Source organism: Sediminicola arcticus (assembly GCF_040566695.1).
GTDB classification, from domain to species: domain Bacteria; phylum Bacteroidota; class Bacteroidia; order Flavobacteriales; family Flavobacteriaceae; genus Sediminicola; species Sediminicola arcticus.
Genome location: NZ_JBEXAE010000002.1, coordinates 1 through 17,109 on the forward strand (window position 1 = coordinate 1; position 17,109 = coordinate 17,109).

The window sequence follows — 17,109 nt, forward strand, 5'->3', positions numbered from 1 at the left end:
CCGATGGTACTGCTATACCAAGTGGGAGAGTAGGTCGCCGCCTTTTTTTGGAGAACCCTTCATCTAACGATGAAGGGTTTTTTTATGCCATAAAATGAAAGTTTGTTGTGTGTAAATCTAATATTCATGATTAAAAAAGATCCAACAAAAATGAGGAGCCCCATACAGGACTTCAATTTTATTATCGATTAAAAAGGAGTCGTTAATCGTTTTATAGGAAATAGATTTATTTTAGTAGGTAATACAAAAAAGACGTACCTCTGAAAGACGCGTCTTTTTTATGATGTAGTATTGTGTTTTATACCCTAGGCAAATCCCCATCACCTTTTAATGGTAAATTGGAGGAGCCCATTAAATAAGTATCCACATGAAATGCAGCTTGTCTTCCTTCTGAAATAGCCCATACGATAAGCGATTGTCCGCGTCTCTGGTCACCAGCCACAAATACGCCTGGTACATTGGTCATATAATTGTTAATAGAAGCCTTAACATTGGTTCTTGTATCCATTTCTAAACCTAATTGGTCAGCTATAGTTGTTTCAGAACCAGTAAAGCCTAACGCCAATAGAGCAAGTTCACATTTCCATTCTTTTTCAGTCCCCGGAACTTCTTTTAAATTAGGTCGATCTCCTGCTTTGTGAATCCATTCTACTTCGGCTGTAATTAATCCTTTTAAATTACCGTCCTTGTCTCCAACAAATTCTTTGGTGGAGATACTAAAGAAGCGCTCTGCCCCTTCTTTATGGGAGGAACTAGTCCTAAGCCTCATAGGCCAAAATGGCCATGGTTGGTCCTGTGGACGTTCTAAGGTAGCTTTTTCCATTATTTCAAAATTGGTAACGGAAACTGCTCCATGTCTAATGGACGTTCCTATACAGTCAGATCCCGTATCACCACCACCAATAACAATGACATCCTTACCAGTGGCTTTGATTTCTTCTCCTAAATCTTTTTTTCCATCAACACGTTTATTGTTCTGCTTGAGGAAATCCATAGCCTGTACAACACCTTTTAGGTTAGCTCCCTTTGTGGGAAGTCCTCTTCTAATAGTTGCCCCACCAGATAATACCATAGCATCAAATTCACTTTTAAGCTCATCTGCAGTGATATCTACCCCTACGTTAATACCCGTTTTAAAAATTATACCTTCAGCTTCCAAAACCTTTATCCTTCTATCAATTACATGTTTTTCCATTTTAAAATCTGGAATTCCATATCGTAGAAGTCCACCAACTTTTTCGTCCCTCTCAAAAACTGTTACCAAATGGCCAGCCCTATTCAATTGTTGAGCAGTAGCAAGACCTGCAGGTCCAGAACCAATGACGGCAATGCATTTTCCTGTTCTATTAGTTGGGGGTTCTGGCGTAACCCAGCCTTTGGCGAAAGCTGTTTCTACAATGTTTTTCTCTATATTTTCAATGGACACAGGGTCTTCATTGATACCTAAAACACAAGCCTCTTCACAAGGTGCTGGACATAGCCTTCCCGTAAATTCTGGGAAATTATTTGTAGAATGAAGTATTTTAGCCGCCTTTTCCCATTTGCCTTTGTAAATAGCATCATTAAAATCGGGAATAAGATTTCCCAACGGACATCCACTATGACAAAATGGAATACCACAATCCATACATCGGGCCCCTTGATCTTTAAGATCACTCTCCTTTAGAGGTACCGTAAACTCCTTAAAGTTCTTTATGCGTTCCTCCACGGGGGTGTATTCTTCTATTTTTCTATCGAATTCCAAAAATCCTGTTATCTTTCCCATATCTTCGATTATATTGTTTTTAGTTTTTCTTCCTCAAGGCGTATCAACGCTTGTCTGTATTCTTCTGGGAAGACTTTGATGAATTTGGGCAATATATCCTCCCAATTCTCTAAAATGCGCTGAGCAATTGGGCTAAGCGTTGCATTGTAATGGTTTTCTATGAGGGTTTTCAGTTGTAAGATGTCCTCGTTTTCATTTACCGATAGTAAGTTTAAGGCCTCCTTGTTGCAATTTTTATCGAACGTGCCTTTTTCGTCCAAGACAAAAGCTATTCCCCCACTCATTCCAGCACCGAAGTTTCTGCCTACTTGGCCTAAGATTACAGCGATACCACCTGTCATATATTCACATCCGTGATCACCAATTCCTTCAACCACAGCATGGGCCCCTGAATTACGCACGCAAAAACGTTCTCCTGCTTTCCCGTTGATATAGGCTTCTCCTGAAGTTGCTCCATAGAGGGTAACGTTACCTGTGATCACATTTTCTTCAGGCTTAAGGGTAGACTTGTCCGGAACCTTAATAATTAATTTCGCCCCAGAAAGACCTTTGCCTAAGTAATCATTAGTATTTCCATTAACGATCATCGTTAGTCCTTTGGTAGCGAAAGCACCAAAACTCTGTCCCGCGGAGCCTGTAAAGTTTAATTTCAGCGTGTTTTCTGGAAGACCCTCAGCACCATAGATTTTAGAAATCTCATTGCTAATAATGGCGCCTACTGCCCTATCTGTATTGCATATTGGGAAATCTAGTGCTATTTTTTCCTTTCTAAATAAGGCGGGATGTGCTTTACCAATAATTTCAAATTCAATAGACTTGTCTACATGATGTTCCTGTGCTTGGGTGTTGTAGAACTTTGTGCCTTTTGGGACATCTACTTGGTGCAGGATAGGGGTTAAATCTATCCCCTCTGCTTTGAAATGTGAAATGGCCTTATTTCGATCTAATTTTTGTACCTGACCAACCATTTCATTTATGGTTCTAAAGCCTAATTGGGCCATAATCTCTCTCAATTCTTGAGCAACGAAATACATATAATTTACTACATGTTCTGGTTTGCCTTCAAACTTCTTACGTAGTTCCGGGTTTTGAGTGGCTATTCCTACAGGACAGGTGTTCAAATGACAAACTCGCATCATAATGCATCCTGAAGCAACCAATGGTGCCGTGGCAAAGCCAAACTCCTCGGCCCCTAGTAAACAGGCAATGGCTACATCCCTACCTGTTTTTAATTGACCATCGCATTCCAAAACAACCCTATTTCTAAGGTCGTTCATAACCAAAGTTTGTTGTGCCTCAGCGATTCCAAGTTCCCAAGGAAGTCCAGCGTGTTTTAAAGAGGTTAGGGGTGAAGCTCCTGTGCCACCGTCATGCCCAGAGATTAGGATAACATCGGCTTTGGCTTTAGAAACCCCCGCAGCAACAGTACCAACTCCTATCTCTGAAACTAATTTTACATTTATACGAGCTTCCCTATTAGCCGATTTAAGGTCGTAAATCAATTGCGATAAATCTTCAATGGAGTAGATGTCATGATGTGGAGGAGGAGAAATCAATCCTACGTAAGGGGTGGAATTTCTCGTTTTTGCTATGGAGGGGTTAACCTTTGGTCCAGGTAATTGCCCACCTTCCCCAGGTTTAGCACCTTGGGCCATTTTTATCTGTATTTCCTTGGCGCTGGTAAGGTAATTGGAGGTGACTCCAAACCTACCTGATGCGACTTGTTTTATGGCGCTGTTTTTCCAATCGCCAGTCTGATTCTTATAAAAACGTTCTGCATCTTCTCCGCCTTCCCCAGAATTGCTTTTTCCGCCTATTCTATTCATGGCAATGGCCAAATTTTCATGAGCTTCTTTACTAATAGATCCATAGGACATGGCACCGGTTTTGAACCTTTTTACAATTTCGGTCCAAGGTTCTACCTCTTCTAAAGGAACGGGATCATAGTTAGAAAACTCGAATAAACCCCTAATGGTCATAAGGCCTTTGGACTGCTCGTTGACCAACGCTGAGAATTCCTTGAATGATTCAGGTTCATTGTTGCGTACCGATTTTTGTAGCTTGGCAATGGTCATCGGATTAAAGGCATGCTTTTCACCATCCCTTCTCCATCTATATTCACCGCCTATTTCCAATTCCAATTCTGCAGCAACATCTTGAGTTTTATAAGCCCTCTGATGGCGTCTGGCAATTTCTTTTTCTATTTCATATAGTCCTATACCTTGAATTCTTGTAGGGGTATTGGGGAAATATTTATCTACCACTTTGGTGTTAAGACCTACACATTCGAATAGCTGCGATCCACGGTAAGAATTTAAGGTAGATATTCCTATTTTGTTCATCACCTTAAGAATGCCTTTTCCTATTGCCTTATTGTAATTCTTTATAGCTTCTTCAAAGGAATAGTCTGTAATGTCATGCTCCTTTATTTGTTCTGCTATAATTTCATTGACTAGGTAGGGATTAATAGCGCTGGCACCAAATCCGAACAATAACGCAAAATGGTGTACCTCCCTGGGTTCGGCAGATTCAATGATTACACTTAACTGAGATCGTTTTCGTATTCTCTGTAAACCACTATTTACCGAAGAGCAGGCTAATAGTGCAGGAATAGGTGCAAGATCTTTGCTGACATTCCTATCTGTTAAAATGATAATATTAGCACCTTCGTCTATAGCGGATTCAGCTTGCTTTAATAAGGATGCCAACGCATCCTCTAGACCATTGAGGCCTTTGGATATTTCGTATAAGGTAGGTATGGAAACAACCTTATAATCTGGGCTGGCGTCGTAATTTTTAATCTTATCTAAGTCTTCTTTGGAAATAACAGGGTTTTGGATCTTTAATTTTCTGCAATGCTTTTCTGTAAAATCGAAAATATTATGATCGCTACCCAAGGTTAAGCTGATATCCGTAATTAACTCCTCACGAATTCCATCTAAAGGTGGGTTCGTTACTTGGGCGAACAACTGTTTAAAATAATTATAAATCAACTGGGGTTGTTCAGAAAGAACTGCAATAGGAGTATCAGACCCCATAGAACCTAGTGGTTCCTTGGATGTTTTTCCCATGGGTAATATAATGGTATTGATATCTTCTTGAGTATATCCAAAAATCGATTTTCTTTTTGATACAGAGGCTTCATTTAGGAAGAGAGGGCAGTCGTTATAAGGAATGTCCTTTAAGTGAACTAAATTATCTTTAAGCCATATTTTGTAGGGATGCCTTTGCGCAATTTCCTCTTTGATCTCTTCATCATTGATGATTCTGCCTTCCTCCATATTCACCAAGAACATTTTACCTGGCTCCAATCTACCGTGCATCTCAATATTTTCAGGAGCTATGTCTAATACTCCAACTTCAGAGGACATAATAACATATCCATCTTTGGTTACTGAATATCTGGAGGGACGTAAACCATTCCTATCCAAAACTGCCCCAATGTAATTCCCATCTGTAAAAGGTATGGAAGCGGGACCGTCCCATGGTTCCATCATACAGGAATTATATTCATAAAAGGCTCTTTTAGCCTCGGACATATAAGGATTCTTTTCCCAAGCTTCCGGAACCAATATCATCATTACTTCAGGTAGGGATCTACCAGTCATTAATAAGAGTTCTACGACCATATCCATTGTAGCCGAATCAGATTTACCAGGTAGGATTACGGGTAGTACCTTTTTTATCTCATCACCAAACCACTCACTTTTCATAAGCTCTTCCCTGGAAACCATTCTAGAAACATTACCCCTAAGTGTATTTATTTCACCGTTATGGCACATGTATCTAAAAGGTTGTGCCAAGTCCCAAGTTGGGAACGTATTGGTGGAAAATCGCTGGTGAACCAATGCCAAACGTGTAACAACACGAGAATCCATTAGATCTCTATAATATAAGCTTATGTCTTCGGGCATTAATAATCCCTTGAAGATGATTATTTTGGTGGATAGACTGGGGACATAGAAGAAATTACTTTCAGAAAGTTTAGAGGCTATAATGGTGTGTTCCGTAGTTTTTCTAGCAATAAAAAGTTTTAGATTAAAGTCAAAAAAACTTTGATCGTTATTCATTTTAGCAATAAAAACTTGTTTTACAAAAGGTTCTGTTTCAGTTGCGATTCTGCCGGGAATCGATTTATTAACTGGAACATCTCGCCACCCTAGTAATTTTAGGCCCTGCTTAGCGATGTTTTCCTCAAAAATTGAAATACAAAATTCTCTTTGATTTTGCTTTTGTGGTAAAAATATGTTTCCAACGGCGTAGTTGCCAGCTGTGGTGAGTTCAAAATCGCAAACTTCGGTAAAGAAGTCGTGAGGTATGTCTATGAGGATTCCAGCACCATCACCGGTTTTTCCGTCAGAGCTTACGGCTCCCCTATGCTCCAATTTCTCCAATATTTCAAGCGCCTTGTGGATGATATCATTAGACTTGTTGCCCTTTAAACTACATATAAATCCTGCTCCACAGTTATCATGCTCAAATTCCGGTAGGTACAACCCTTGCTTTATCAACTTCATAAATTATGGTATTTATTCAAAAATATCATATTTGATGCGTTAAATGCATCTTATTTATAATAATGTAACAAAAAAAGCAGTGTTTTGAATATTTCGTTGAAAAATATTTATATTTAATTTTGAGACGTTTAATATTTAGCAATTTGATAAATAGTAAAATTGGATATAGCGTATCCCTAAGGAATAGGGGGGTTGTAAATAAAAAAAGGATATTAATCCATAAATATTTTAGATCATAAGGGGGTATATTGTATGTAATTAGATTAAATGTAAAACACCCCCTATTTTCATAGGGGGTGTTTTACATTTAATATTTAAATAGGATTTTTAGTCGCGTAAGATGCTTCTAGAAATAACAATTTTTTGAATTTCAGAAGTACCCTCATAAATCTGGGTAATCTTTGCGTCACGCATTAGTCTTTCAACATGGTAGTCCTTTACAAAGCCATTTCCGCCATGTACCTGAACCGCCTCAATAGTGGTATCCATAGCGACTTGTGAGGCGTAAAGTTTGGCCATGGCTCCAGATAGATCGTAATCTTTGTCGTTGTCCTTGTCCCAAGCGGCCTTATATACCATATGACGGGCAGCTTCTATTTGTGTGTGCATATCCGCTAATTTAAAAGCAATGGCTTGATGGTTCATAATCTCTGTCCCAAAAGCTTTTCTTTCCTTAGAATATTTCTTTGCCATTTCATAAGCACCAGCCGCTATTCCTAAGGCTTGTGCGGCTATTCCTATACGTCCTCCGGCCAAGGTCTTCATTGCAAATTTAAAGCCGAAACCATCCTCGCCTATTCTATTTTCTTTAGGTACAATTACATCGTTGAACATTATAGAATGGGTGTCACTACCTCTAATTCCCAGTTTATTTTCTTTTGGACCAATTTCAAATCCAGGTGTTCCTTTATCAACGATTAGAGCATTAATACCCTTGTGGCCTTTTTCCACATTGGTTTGGGCAATGACCAAATACACTTCTGCAGAATTACCATTTGTGATCCAGTTTTTAGTGCCATTTAAAAGATAATGGTCGCCTTTGTCTATGGCGGTGGTTTTTTGTGAAGTTGCATCGCTTCCGGCTTCGGGCTCTGACAAACAAAATGCTCCGATTATTTCTCCAGATGTCAATCTAGGGAGGTATTTTTCCTTTTGGGCTTCGGATCCAAATGTTTCTAGACCCCAACAAACTAGAGAATTATTTACGGAAACTATAACAGAGGCCGATGCGTCAATTTTAGATAATTCCTCTACAGCAATGGCGTAAGACAAAGTGTCTAGTCCGCTACCACCATATTTAGGGCTTACCATCATTCCCATGAATCCCAATTCTCCCATTTTTTTTACCTCTTCTGTAGGAAATCTTTGAGCTTCATCTCGTTCAATTACGCCTGGGAGAAGTTCATTTTGAGCAAAATCCCTAGCTGCTTGTTGAATCATTAGTTGCTCTTCTGATAATGTAAAGTCCATAAATATGCAATATGATTAAAAATGTGCATCAAATATACGGCTATGCTTACAAATATTCAATTAAGTTTTGTGCATTATATCGGATTTTTATCAACTAGAAGTAAATTATCTGCATGAAAATTATTTTTCAATAGCAAAGGTTAAAAAACGGAAAACCAAATCAATATTTTTATATTTGTGGCAGTTTGAAAATATCGGTTGTATTAAATAGGTAACTTATGAGACAGCATTAGCTTCGCTAAAAGCGAATAACGTAATGATTATGAAGGCAGCATGCATTTAATGTTAGTTTACAAAAATTTAATAAAACGATTATAATGAAAGAGTTACTTAGTATCTACGAAAATAAGGCCCCTGAAATTGTTTTTAATTGGAAAGATCCAGAAACGGAAGCAGAGGGTTGGACCGTAATAAACTCTCTTAGGGGAGGAGCTGCAGGTGGAGGAACAAGAATGCGAGAAGGTTTGGATATGAACGAGGTGCTCTCCTTGGCAAAGACCATGGAGGTGAAGTTTACTGTTTCTGGTCCTGCTATAGGTGGTGCAAAATCTGGTATTAATTTTAATCCAAGTGATCCTAGAAAAAAAGGGGTGTTGGAAAGATGGTACCGTGCAGTTTCGCCTTTGTTGAAAAGTTATTACGGAACTGGTGGGGATTTAAATGTAGATGAAATACATGAGGTGATTCCAATTACTGAAGATTCTGGTGTTTGGCATCCTCAAGAAGGGGTTTTTAATGGTCATTTTAAGCCAACAGAAGCCGATAAGATTAACAGAATTGGCCAATTGCGACTTGGTGTAATTAAAGTCTTGGAAAGTGGAAAGTACTCGCCTTCTACTGCTAGGAAATATACTGTGGCAGATATGATCACTGGGTATGGAGTTGCTGAGGCCGTAAGACATTATTACGATATTTTTGGAGGTACTGTCAAAGGAAAAAGGGCAGTGGTCCAAGGTTTTGGCAACGTTGGTGCTGCAGCTGCTTTTTATTTCGCCCAAATGGGTGCAAAGGTAGTAGGCATTATTGACCGAGACGGCGGAGTAATAAAGGAGGAAGGATTTACATTTGACGAAATAAAGTCGTTTTATCTAGAGAAAAAAGGGAATACGCTGGTCGCTGATGGGATGATGTCCTTTGAAGAGATCAATAATAAGATTTGGAGCATTCAAACAGAAATATTTGCGCCTTGTGCGGCATCGCGTTTAATCACAAAGGATCAGATAGGGAACATGATCGATTTTGGTTTGGAGGTAATTAGCTGCGGGGCTAATGTTCCATTTGCGGATAAGGAAATATTCTTCGGCCCTATTATGGAGTATACAGATGAAAAAGTAAGTTTGATTCCTGACTTTATTTCCAATTGTGGAATGGCAAGAGTGTTTGCCTATTTTATGGAGCGTAGGGTACCCATGGATGACGAATTGATATTTCAAGATACTTCTGAAACCATACGTAAGGCTATTTTGAATATATTTAAACAAAACGCATCTAAAGTAAATTTGAGCAAAACAGCCTTTGAGATTGCATTGAAACAATTAGTATAAATTAAACCGACCGAAAATGGAGAGCATTATTATTATTGTATTTATTGTGGGTTATTTGGCAATAACCCTAGAGCACAACTTAAAAATTGATAAACTCATACCCGCTTTGGCGATGATGGCATTGCTATGGGCAATCATAGCCTTAACGCACATGCCTGTATTTGAGGTTAATGCTGAGTTAAGGGAGCTAGAACCCTCTCATATTGATGATATATTGTTACATCATTTGGGCAAAACAGCGGAAATTCTGGTATTCTTGTTGGGAGCCATGACCATTGTGGAAATCATAGATTACTTTGATGGTTTTGCCACCATAAAAGGATTTATTAAAACAAGGAGTAAGAAAAAGTTATTGTGGTTGTTTTCCATCCTTGCTTTTATACTTTCTGCAATAATAGACAACCTAACAGCTACCATAGTTTTAATTACAATTTTACAAAAGGTAATTAAGGATAGAGAAACCAGATTGTGGTTTGCCGGTATGGTTATTATTGCAGCAAATGCCGGTGGAGCATGGTCTCCTATTGGTGATGTAACGACTACCATGTTATGGATTGCCAATAAGGTTTCTGCCTTGCAGTTGGTGGAGCATGTATTTTTACCTTCTGTTGTATGTATGGTGGTGCCTACTTTTATTGCAAGCAGATTCAAAGCTTTTCAGGGCAATATAGAGGGCGAATTTGAGGAGGAAATTCCTAAATCAAAATTTGGGTCTAACATGTTGTACCTTGGATTAGGTGCGATTGTTTTTGTTCCTTTCTTTAAAACAATCACCCATCTTCCTCCTTATGTAGGAATGATGTTGTCCTTGGCAATTGTGGCTACTTTTGCAGAGATATATAGTAGTACTAAGTTTAGTCTGTCCAATGTGGATGGAGAGAGTGACGCACACGCACAACACAGCCCTGTTCATGCTTCATTGTCTAAAATTGAGTTACCAAGTATCTTGTTCTTCTTGGGAATATTATTGGCAGTTGCCGCCCTAGAGTCTTTGGGTATGCTGTTCCATTTTGCAGAAGGATTAAATTCGGCCATACCAAATACAGATATCGTAGTGATGTTGCTAGGTGTTGGTTCAGCAGTTATAGATAACGTACCTTTAGTAGCTGCTAGTATTGGGATGTTCTCCCAGGGAATGGATAGTCCATTATGGCATTTTATAGCATATTCAGCAGGAACTGGTGGAAGTATGCTTATCATTGGGTCTGCAGCTGGGGTAGTAGCCATGGGAATGGAGAAGATAGATTTCTTCTGGTACTTAAAGAAAATAGCATGGTTGGCCTTGGTAGGATTCTTGGCTGGAGCCGTAGCATTTATTTTGTTGAGAGATTTAATATTGAACGCATAATTTAAATGACAAATAACCGTTATAACGGCAACACTAATTAAGAGAACCTATGTTATTATTTCAAGATCTTGTCCAAGATCCAGCTGTTGACGCAGTTGTATCAGAGGAAAAAACACTTTCCGTTATCGATTTGATCGTCGATGGGGGTACTGGAAGTATCCTTATTATATCGGTATTGTTTGTCATGTTGTTCGTGGCGCTGTACATTTATTTTGAGCGTATTTTTGCCATAAAGGCGGCCTCCAAGATCGATAGTAATTTCATGAATCAGATTAGAGACCATGTGTCCAATGGCAAGTTGGAAGCAGCAAAATTGTTGTGCGCTCAAACAGATTCTCCTGTGGCTAGATTGACTGAAAAAGGGATTTCCAGAATTGGAAAGCCATTAGACGATATCAATAAAGCCATTGAAAATGCAGGGACCTTAGAAGTTTACAAGTTGGAAAAGAACATCAGTGTTCTAGCAACCGTTGCAGGTGCTGCCCCAATGATAGGGTTTTTAGGAACGGTAATTGGAATGATTCTTGCTTTTCATCAAATGGCAAGCAATGGGGGTCAGGCAGAGATGGGCTCCTTGGCTTCTGGTATTTATACGGCAATGACTACCACTGTAGCAGGTCTAATAGTTGGTATTATTGCGTATATAGGGTATAACCATTTGGTCAACAGAACAGACAAGGTAGTTCATAAGATGGAAGCTAATGCTGTTGAATTTTTGGATTTGTTGAACGAACCTCTTTAATCCATAGCTATGAAACTAAAAGGAAGAAACAAAGTCAGTCCAGATTTTAGCATGTCCTCTATGACGGACATAGTGTTTCTGTTGCTGATTTTCTTCATGCTCACAGCTAATTCTCCCAATGCACTGGATTTACTTTTGCCTAAGGCAAAAGGCAAATCTACCAATACTCAAAATGTATCTGTAAGCATTACCAAAGATTTGGAGTATTATATAGATAACCAAAGGATAAATGGAGCATACGTTGAAATTGAATTAAAAAAGGCACTGGAAGGACAAGAGAAGCCTACAATTATTTTGAGGGCAGAAGAAAGTGTTGCTATAAAAGAGGCGGTAAACGTTATGGAAATCGCTAATAGGAACAATTATAAGGTCATTTTGGCCGTGCGACCCAATTAAATGTCATTTTTAGATACAAAACATAAGAAGAAGTCTTTTACACTTACAACAGTTTTGTTAAGTGCACTTCTTCTTTTGCTTTTTTATATAGGTCTTACCTATATGGACCCGCCTATAGAAAATGGGATTTCTGTTAATTTTGGTGCCATGGAATTTGGTTCTGGAAACGTACAACCAAAAGAACTTATCAAAACAGCACCTAAACAAGAAGTGCAACCGCAGCAAAAATTAGAGGCTACGGTAACAGAGACCCCAAAAGAGAAAATGGAGGAGGTCTTAACGAGTGAAGATATAGACGCTCCGGTTATACCTCCTAAGAAGAAAGAGGTTAAAATCACACCCAAGGTAGACCCGAAACCTAAAGAAGAGGTAAAGAAGCCTGTGGAAACGCCCAAGCCCTCCCAATCTACCACTGATGCCCTATCAAGTATCATAAACGGTCCAAAAAATGATGGAACGGCAACAGGCGGTGAGGGCAACGATAATAGGGCAGGGGATAAAGGACAGCCAGATGGAGATCCTTATGCTACGAGCTACTACGGAAGTGCTGGTTCTGGTTCTGGAACCGGAGGGTATGGATTAAATGGGAGATCCTTGGTGAGCCAGGGAAAGGTTCAACAAGAATGCAACGAAGAAGGTAGGGTTGTGGTTAAAATTATAGTGGATAGAAACGGGAAGGTGGTCAGTGCCACTCCTGGAGTAAAAGGTACAACAAATAACAGTCCTTGTCTTTTGGATCCTGCAAAAAGAACCGCATTTATGCACAAATGGAACCTAGATTCCAATGCTCCTAGTCAACAAATAGGATTTGTTGTTGTCAATTTTAAATTGGGGGAGTAATTCATGGGGTATCAAGAAACCTTGGATTGGATGTTTGCACAACTTCCAATGTATCAGCAGAAGGGAAAGTCTGCCTTTAATGGAAAGCTGGACAATATATTAAAACTCGTAGATCATTTAAATCACCCCGAAAAAAATTTTAAGACCATTCATGTTGCCGGCACCAATGGTAAAGGGTCTAGTAGCCATATGTTGGCCTCTGTACTTCAAGAGGCAGGATATAAGGTAGGCCTTTATACATCGCCCCATTTAAAGGACTTTAGGGAGCGCATCAAGATCAATGGGATTCAAGTTGATAAAGATTATGTAATAACATTTATAGAGAAGAACAAAATGTTCCTTAGCGAGAACAAACTTTCCTTCTTTGAAATGACCGTGGGAATGGCCTTTGACTTCTTTGCCATTGAGCAAGTAGATATAGCCATTATAGAAGTGGGTTTGGGAGGAAGGCTCGATTCCACTAATATTATAATCCCCGAAGTGTCTTTGATTACCAACATTGGATTGGACCATATGGATATTTTGGGCTCCACCTTATCTCAGATCGCTTCCGAGAAAGCAGGGATTATAAAACCCAATGTTCCAGTAGTGATAAGTGAGTATCAACAAGAAATTGCTTCCGTATTTATGGAAGCTGCCCAGTCACGAGATGCAGTCATCGTCTTTGCCGCAAAGGAAGAATTACCCGATTATATTTCCTCCTTACTCGGGAATTATCAAAAAATGAACGTAAAAGGGGTACTGGCGACATTGAAACTACTTAAGGGTTATAATGTAAATGAAGAGCATATCAAAGCTGGACTTCTTAAAGTTGCAGAGAACACGGGATTAATGGGACGATGGCAGGTACTTGGCGAAAAACCCTTAGTGATATGCGATACAGCTCATAATAGTGAAGGCTTTGCCGTGGTATTACAGCAAATTCATCAACAAAAGTATAACGCCCTACACTTGGTTTTGGGTTTTGTAAAGGAAAAGAATCTCGAAGCAATTTTACCGCTCTTTCCAAAGGAAGCATCGTATTATTTTTGTGCCCCACAGATTGAAAGGAAGTTGGATGAATGGGTACTCAAAGAAAAAGCTTCAGAATTTGGATTGGTAGGGGAGGTGTATAATTCTGTAAATGAAGCACTTGTTGCCGCAAAGCAAATAGCCAAAAGTTCTGATCTTATATACGTGGGTGGCAGTAATTTTGTGGTCGCAGAAGTAGTTTGATTTTTTTGCATTTTTTTCTTTTGGGATTTCAAAAACTATACTATATTTGCACTCGCTTCGAGAATTTAGAAGTGGAAAATTAATTGAAAGATTGATTTACAAGTACGGGCTCTTAGCTCAGCTGGTTCAGAGCACCTGCCTTACAAGCAGGGGGTCACTGGTTCGAACCCAGTAGGGCCCACAAAAAAAATCCTGTTCACTATGTGAACGGGATTTTTTCGTTAAAACAGCCACTTAGAATTCTATAGACATCGTTAAGTATCTAAATTCAGCTTATACGATGCCATAGGTTTCCAATAATATCTTATTGGTCTCTTCAATATTCTTGAAAACACTAAAGTCACGACCTTGCGTCCTTTGGGCTCCTAAGGCATTAGCATATCTAGCCGCCCTTATATAATTAGTCTTATCTTTTAGTAGTCCATACCCAAGACCACCTGCGAAAGAATCACCACAGCCTGTGGTGTCTACCACGTGGCTTACCTTTATAGAGGGAACCATTTCTTGATGAACTTTATCCTCTTTTTTGAAGAAAACTGCTCCTCCTTTTGAATCTAAAGTCACAATTAATGATTTAACACCTTTATTCAAGGAGTGTTCAGCAAAGGATGCTAAATGATCTGTACTTTCGTCGTTAACATGTTTTAGGTTTTCTAGTTCGAATTCTTTTTCAAACCAACAGCATTTAGACTCTTCTAGATTCATTTTTAAAACATCTATAAAGGGTAGCCATTGATCCATGTCGATCCAAAATTTAACCAATCTATCTCCTGTCATTGTCACCGTGTTGGTGGGTCCGTGGGCATCAAAAATAATGGTGCCTGTACTATTTTGTTTTATATACTTTAGGGTCTCAAGGGGCACTTCATAATCTGTAATGGGAACACATACAAAAACATCACAATGTAATAGTGATTTTAAATCTTCCGGAATAATTGGATTCATGAATCCAGTTTGTTTCTCTAATCTGTTGTTCTGGTCAATAAACCTTAGGCTGATAACGTCTCCTTGATCTAACTCTGAAGTGATATGTTCAGTATTTATATTGGGGTATGCCGATAGAATTTCTTTAATGGGCGCTTCGTCTTTTTTTCGAACATGAGACACGAGATGGACTGTTCCTTCATTTCCTAATAATTGGGATAATCCAATAGCCGTATGTGTGGCACAACCGTACTTTTCAATTATTTCTCCTCTATGGGTTGTAATATGATCTCTTGGAATTGGGCCAAGAACCGCAATATTATATTTTGCCATGCGATGGTTTGCTTTGATTATCTAATTATTGTGAACTATATCTTAGGTGTTCTAAAATATACGAATTTTTTGAATTTTCCAATGATTAATTTTTTGTAACTACCATTCGTTGTAAATCTTATTTTTGAAAAATGGAAATAAAAGGGAGGCGAAATTATCGTAAAAACTTATGCTGATTTAATCTTTCAAACTAGAAATTCTTAGTACATTATGATCCTAAGGAAAAAGATTTAATGGCACAATAGGTGTTAGAAAAAACCCCTGGTAGGTCAAAATTGATGAATTTTATAGTTTTTCTAATCCAAAATAAGCTTTACATTAGCACCCTCGTTTATGGGGTATTAGCTCAGTTGGTTTAGAGCGCTGCCTTGACAGGGCAGAGGTCACTGGTTCGAATCCAGTATGTCCCACACCAATCACTAAATCCATCTCGTAGTAACGGGATGGATTTTATATTTCTAGTCAAGGTCTTATTGGTTTATGAAAGCGCGGAGATGAAAAGTCACCCATTTATTTGCCTAAATAAGGTCTAAAATTCGTTCCAATGCCATTCCACGAGATCCTTTTATTAGAACATTACTTCCTTTTGGGGCTCTATTTTTTAGGTGCTTAGAAAGATCGCCGAATGTTTTAAATTTTAGCAAAGGGCTTTGTGTGTTGAAAAAATTCTCTCCTATAAGATAGACAGTATCAAATTTTGAAGCTGCTGCTAAGTCAGCAATGTACTGATGCTCTTTAGCGGCGGTATCTCCTAGTTCAAACATATCCCCAATAAATATTGTTTTGTTCTCCCCTTCCATGGCAGCAAAGTTTTCCAAAGCGGCTTTCATACTGGTTGGGTTGGCATTGTAGGCATCCAAAATAATTTGGTTGTCATTTTTATGGATGATTTGAGAGCGGTTGTTCTTTGGTTGATAACGTTCAACTGCAATTTTTATGTCGACCATAGGAATTTTAAAATAATCACCAATAAGAATGGCGACACAACAATTGGTAAAATTATAGTTCCCTATTAAGCTTGATTGTATTTTTATCCCATGTGATTCTAGGGCCACAAAAGGATGGGCACCCAAACTCTTAATTTTGAATAAATTAGGATCGTCCTGACTATATCCTAATTTATTTGGATAGTCTTTTAATTTCTCTCTTTGGATGGGGTCATCTCCGTTAAAGAATACAGTCTTATGGTTTGAAAGTAGGAATTGGTAAAGTTCACTTTTACCGGTAATGACTCCTTCTTCGCTTCCAAATCCCTCTATGTGTGCTTTGCCAAAGTTGGTGATGTAACCAAAGTCAGGCTCGACCAAACTACATAAGAATTTAATTTCTAGTTTGTGGTTGGCCCCCATTTCAAGTATCGCTAATTGGGTATCGGGTTTTATATTCAAAAGGGTTAATGGTACTCCTATATGGTTGTTCAAATTGCCTTTTGTCGCCACTGTTTTGTACTTCACGGAAAGCACGGCATTGATTAATTCTTTAGTGGTGGTTTTGCCATTGCTTCCGGTGAGAGCGATGACTTTGGCTGAACTATACTTACGGTGGAAATTAGCAAGCTCCTGTAGTGTTTTTAAGGTATCGGTTACCAATATAGTTTCGCCATCGGAATGGTAGGTAGGATCATCCACAACGGCATAACGAGCTCCCTTTTTGATAGCCTCTTTTGCGTATTCATTACCATTAAAATTGTCACCTCTTAAGGCAAAAAAAAGGCAATTAGCCGTTATATTTCTGGTGTCCGTACTTACGGAATGAGATTCCAAAAATACCTTATGTAATTCATGTATAGTCATCTAATTAAGGGGGGGATTTTGTATTTCAAATCGAAAGCAAGATAAAACCAAAAAGGAAAACCTCGCTTATTTATAGATATAAATATATTCAATTATTCTAAAATTAGATATTCTCTAAAATGCTTTCGTTAGGTGAGAAGGCTAAGGTGTGCCGTTATTTGATTTATACATTTAATGTAGGGGCATAAAAAAAGCCCTGAGAACAGGGCTTTTGAATCTTTT

At 38.7% G+C, this 17,109-nt stretch carries 11 protein-coding genes and 2 tRNA genes; 8 read left to right on the top strand and 5 right to left on the bottom strand.

The window, feature by feature from the left end; translation table 11 throughout:
* Window positions 1-298 precede the first annotated feature (298 nt).
* The 3 genes from ABXZ36_RS03715 to ABXZ36_RS03725 form a co-directional block, all read right to left on the bottom strand.
* On the bottom strand, window positions 299-1,765 hold the full coding sequence (locus tag ABXZ36_RS03715) for a glutamate synthase subunit beta (protein WP_354614143.1): 1,467 nt from the start codon (window positions 1,763-1,765) through the stop codon (window positions 299-301).
* A gap of 8 nt (window positions 1,766-1,773) precedes the next feature.
* On the bottom strand, window positions 1,774-6,282 hold the full coding sequence (gene gltB, locus ABXZ36_RS03720) for a glutamate synthase large subunit (protein ID WP_354614144.1): 4,509 nt from the start codon (window positions 6,280-6,282) through the stop codon (window positions 1,774-1,776).
* Window positions 6,283-6,609: 327 nt separating this feature from the next.
* On the bottom strand, window positions 6,610-7,752 hold the full coding sequence (locus ABXZ36_RS03725) for an acyl-CoA dehydrogenase (RefSeq protein ID WP_354614145.1): 1,143 nt from the start codon (window positions 7,750-7,752) through the stop codon (window positions 6,610-6,612).
* Between the two features lie 317 nt (window positions 7,753-8,069).
* Between ABXZ36_RS03725 and ABXZ36_RS03730 the strand changes: the two genes are divergently transcribed.
* From ABXZ36_RS03730 to ABXZ36_RS03760, 7 genes are all read left to right on the top strand, one after another.
* Window positions 8,070-9,296 carry a Glu/Leu/Phe/Val dehydrogenase dimerization domain-containing protein gene (locus ABXZ36_RS03730; protein ID WP_354614146.1) on the top strand — a complete coding sequence of 409 codons (1,227 nt, stop codon included), beginning with the start codon at window positions 8,070-8,072 and terminating at the stop codon, window positions 9,294-9,296.
* Window positions 9,297-9,312: 16 nt separating this feature from the next.
* Window positions 9,313-10,644 carry a sodium:proton antiporter NhaD gene (nhaD, locus tag ABXZ36_RS03735; RefSeq protein WP_354614147.1) on the top strand — a complete coding sequence of 444 codons (1,332 nt, stop codon included), beginning with the start codon at window positions 9,313-9,315 and terminating at the stop codon, window positions 10,642-10,644.
* A gap of 49 nt (window positions 10,645-10,693) precedes the next feature.
* The gene (locus ABXZ36_RS03740) at window positions 10,694-11,386 is read left to right on the top strand and encodes a MotA/TolQ/ExbB proton channel family protein (protein WP_354614148.1); all 693 of its coding nucleotides are present in this window, start codon (window positions 10,694-10,696) and stop codon (window positions 11,384-11,386) included.
* Between the two features lie 9 nt (window positions 11,387-11,395).
* The gene (locus ABXZ36_RS03745; protein ID WP_354614149.1) at window positions 11,396-11,782 is read left to right on the top strand and encodes an ExbD/TolR family protein; all 387 of its coding nucleotides are present in this window, start codon (window positions 11,396-11,398) and stop codon (window positions 11,780-11,782) included.
* Window positions 11,783-12,622, top strand: coding sequence for an energy transducer TonB (locus ABXZ36_RS03750; RefSeq protein ID WP_354614150.1), 840 nt, complete (start codon window positions 11,783-11,785; stop codon window positions 12,620-12,622). It begins immediately after the preceding gene.
* Window positions 12,623-12,625: 3 nt separating this feature from the next.
* Complete coding sequence (locus ABXZ36_RS03755; RefSeq protein WP_354614151.1) at window positions 12,626-13,837, top strand: bifunctional folylpolyglutamate synthase/dihydrofolate synthase; 1,212 nt, start codon at window positions 12,626-12,628, stop codon at window positions 13,835-13,837.
* Between the two features lie 106 nt (window positions 13,838-13,943).
* A tRNA-Val gene (locus ABXZ36_RS03760) sits at window positions 13,944-14,018 on the top strand.
* A 92-nt stretch (window positions 14,019-14,110) separates the two neighbouring features.
* Here the strand turns inward: ABXZ36_RS03760 and ABXZ36_RS03765 are convergent.
* Complete coding sequence (locus tag ABXZ36_RS03765; protein WP_354614152.1) at window positions 14,111-15,094, bottom strand: carbohydrate kinase family protein; 984 nt, start codon at window positions 15,092-15,094, stop codon at window positions 14,111-14,113.
* 335 nt (window positions 15,095-15,429) lie between these two features.
* Here ABXZ36_RS03765 and ABXZ36_RS03770 point away from each other — a divergent pair.
* Window positions 15,430-15,504 (top strand) — tRNA-Val (locus tag ABXZ36_RS03770).
* Between the two features lie 108 nt (window positions 15,505-15,612).
* Here ABXZ36_RS03770 and ABXZ36_RS03775 read toward each other — a convergent pair.
* Entirely contained in the window at window positions 15,613-16,887 is a 1,275-nt protein-coding gene (locus tag ABXZ36_RS03775) for a UDP-N-acetylmuramoyl-tripeptide--D-alanyl-D-alanine ligase (RefSeq protein ID WP_354614153.1), read from the bottom strand.
* Between the last annotated feature and the right edge of the window lie 222 nt (window positions 16,888-17,109).